Source organism: Nostoc sp. 'Peltigera membranacea cyanobiont' 213, from assembly GCF_002245975.1.
In the GTDB taxonomy this organism is placed as follows: Bacteria; Cyanobacteriota; Cyanobacteriia; order Cyanobacteriales; family Nostocaceae; genus Nostoc.
This window is the reverse complement of sequence record NZ_NOLI01000317.1, coordinates 1-2,727: the sequence shown is the minus strand read 5'-3', so window position 1 is coordinate 2,727 and position 2,727 is coordinate 1. Positions and strand designations below refer to the sequence as shown.

Sequence of the window (2,727 nt, the reverse complement as noted above, 5' to 3'; positions counted from 1 at the left end):
CTCCCCAATCCCCAATCCCCAAAATCGGCATCCTTTTTTACCGCGCTCATTATTTAGCGGGAAACACTAAAGTAATTGATGCTTTATGTGAAGCTTTAGTACAGAAAAATTTACAACCAGTGCCAGTGTTTGTTTCCTCATTGCGTGAACCCGATGTCCAAGCAGAGTTGAGTGAATTTTTCCAACCCAAAGAAGCCGAATCAATAGCTGTGCTGCTGAATACCACTAGTTTTTCTCTAGCACGGTTGGAAAGCGAAACACCCCAAACTGAACTATGGGAAAAATTAGATGTACCTGTGTTGCAGGTAATCCTGAGTGGCGGATCGATTGAGCAGTGGGAGTCACAATTTCAAGGGCTTTCTCCCCGCGATATTGGGATGAATGTGGCGCTACCAGAAGTAGATGGGCGAATTATTACTCGTGCTGTCTCTTTTAAAGCCGTACAAACTCGTAATCCCCATTTAGAGACAGATGTGGTAATTTATGAACCAGTCAGCGATCGCATTGAGTTCGTTGCTAAACTAGCAGCAAACTGGGCGCGTCTGCGTTCCAAACCACCCCAAGAACGGCGAATTGCCCTAATTTTGGCAAACTACCCCAACCGCAATGGCCGCCTCGCCAATGGTGTGGGACTGGACACTCCAGCTAGTTGTGTAGAAATTCTGCAAGCTTTACATCAGGCTGGTTATGAAGTCGAAAATCCACCTGCTGAAGGAGATGAGTTGATTCAACGGCTGACAGATGGCGTAACCAACGATCCAGAAGGTAGAGAATCGCTTCCAGTACACCAAAGTGTCTCTTGGGAAGAATACCAAGAATATTTCGCTTCATTACCGCCAGCAGTTCAGCAAGGTATTAGTGAAAGGTGGGGAATGGGGAATGGGGACTGGGGACTGGGGACTAGGGACTGGGGACTAGGGACTGGGGAAAAGGAAAATGGGATAAACGAGAGGAATACCCAATACCCAATACCCAATCCCCAATCCCAAATCCCAATCCCCGTTCCCGGAATTCAACTCGGCAACATCTTTGTGGGAATTCAGCCAGCAAGGGGTTATGATAATGACCCCAGTTTGAATTATCATGCACCGGATTTAGAACCAACTCATGCTTATTTAGCTTTCTACTATTGGGTTAGAGAATGTTTTGGTGCTGATGCTGTAGTTCATGTAGGGAAACACGGAAATCTAGAATGGCTACCCGGAAAAAGCGTGGCTTTATCTAGCAATTGTTATCCAGAAGTGGCTTTCGGCGCACTTCCCCACCTGTACCCGTTTATTGTCAACGATCCTGGTGAAGGTTCTCAAGCCAAACGTCGCGCTCAAGCGGTGATTATAGATCACCTAACGCCGCCAATGACTCGTGCTGAACTCTACGGTTCTTTGCAACAGTTAGAAAATTTAATTGATGAGTATTATGAAGCGGACAGTTTAGATCCTTCGCGTTTACCAGTCATTCGCGATCGCATCCACGAACTGGTAATCAAAGAAAATCTCCATCTAGATTTAGGAATCCAAAATGAAACCGAAATTTTTAATTCTGAATCTCTAGTTTTGAATTCCATTGGTGGTTATCTGTGTGAATTGAAAGAAGCCCAAATCCGCGACGGCTTGCACATTTTTGGGCAATGTCCCCAAGGAAGGCAGCTGCGAGACTTAATAGTAGCGATCGCTCGCATCCCCAATCGCCATTCTTCAGGGATTACCCGTGCTATAGCTCAAGATTGGGGTTTAGATTTCGATCCCCTCACAGCCGATTTGTCAATGCCCAGTGGTGAATATTCGGTAGTTAATGGCACAGAATGCCGCACCATCGGCGATATAGTTGAAGTCCTAGAAGAACACGCCGCCCTTTTAGTAGAACAAATAATAAATCAGAATTCAGAATTTAGAAATCAGGAATCTTGTAGAGACGCGATTCATCACGTCTCTACCTGGATAAGCGATCGCCTCCTTCCAGCTTTACAACAAACCGATCGAGAAATCACCCACTTATTACACGGACTTGATGGCGGATACGTCCCCAGCGCCCCATCTGGCGCACCCACACGCGGCCGCCCAGAAGTTCTACCAACTGGGAGAAACTTTTATTCTGTCGATATTCGCGCCATTCCCACAGAGACAGCTTGGGATATCGGGAGAAAAGCTGCTGAAACCCTGGTTGAATATTACACTCAAGAGCATGGTGAATATCCCAAAACACTAGGTTTATCATTGTGGGGAACAGCCACCATGAGAACAGGCGGTGATGATATTGCCGAAGCCTTAGCTTTACTCGGAGTCCAGCCTGTGTGGGATGGTGCAGCACGGCGAGTAGTGGATTTTGAAATTTTGCCCCTAGCAATTTTGGGACGGCCCCGGGTAGATGTCACCTTGCGAATTTCGGGATTCTTCCGCGATGCTTTTCCTAACTTAATTGACTTATTCGATCGAGCGGTATCAGCAGTAGCAGATTTAGATGAACCGCCAGAACAAAATCCCTTAGCGGATGCAGTTCGCCAAGAGACTGAATTGTGGACAAGCCAAGGATTAACTGTAGAAGAAGCCGTGGTGCGATCGCGTTATCGGATCTTTGGTTCTCGCCCAGGTGCTTACGGCGCAGGACTCCAAGGTTTAATCGAATCGCAAAACTGGACAGACGACGAAGATTTAGCCCGCGCCTACATCAACTGGAGTTCTTACGCCTACTCTTCGGGAACAGGGGAGGCAGGGGGAGCAGGGGAAGCAG

General features: G+C 47.2%; 1 protein-coding gene. It reads left to right on the top strand.

The features are described 5' to 3' along the window. Positions 1–2,727: cobaltochelatase subunit CobN (cobN, locus tag CDG77_RS34490; RefSeq protein ID WP_143857172.1), on the top strand; the 2,727-nt coding region annotated here is incomplete at both ends.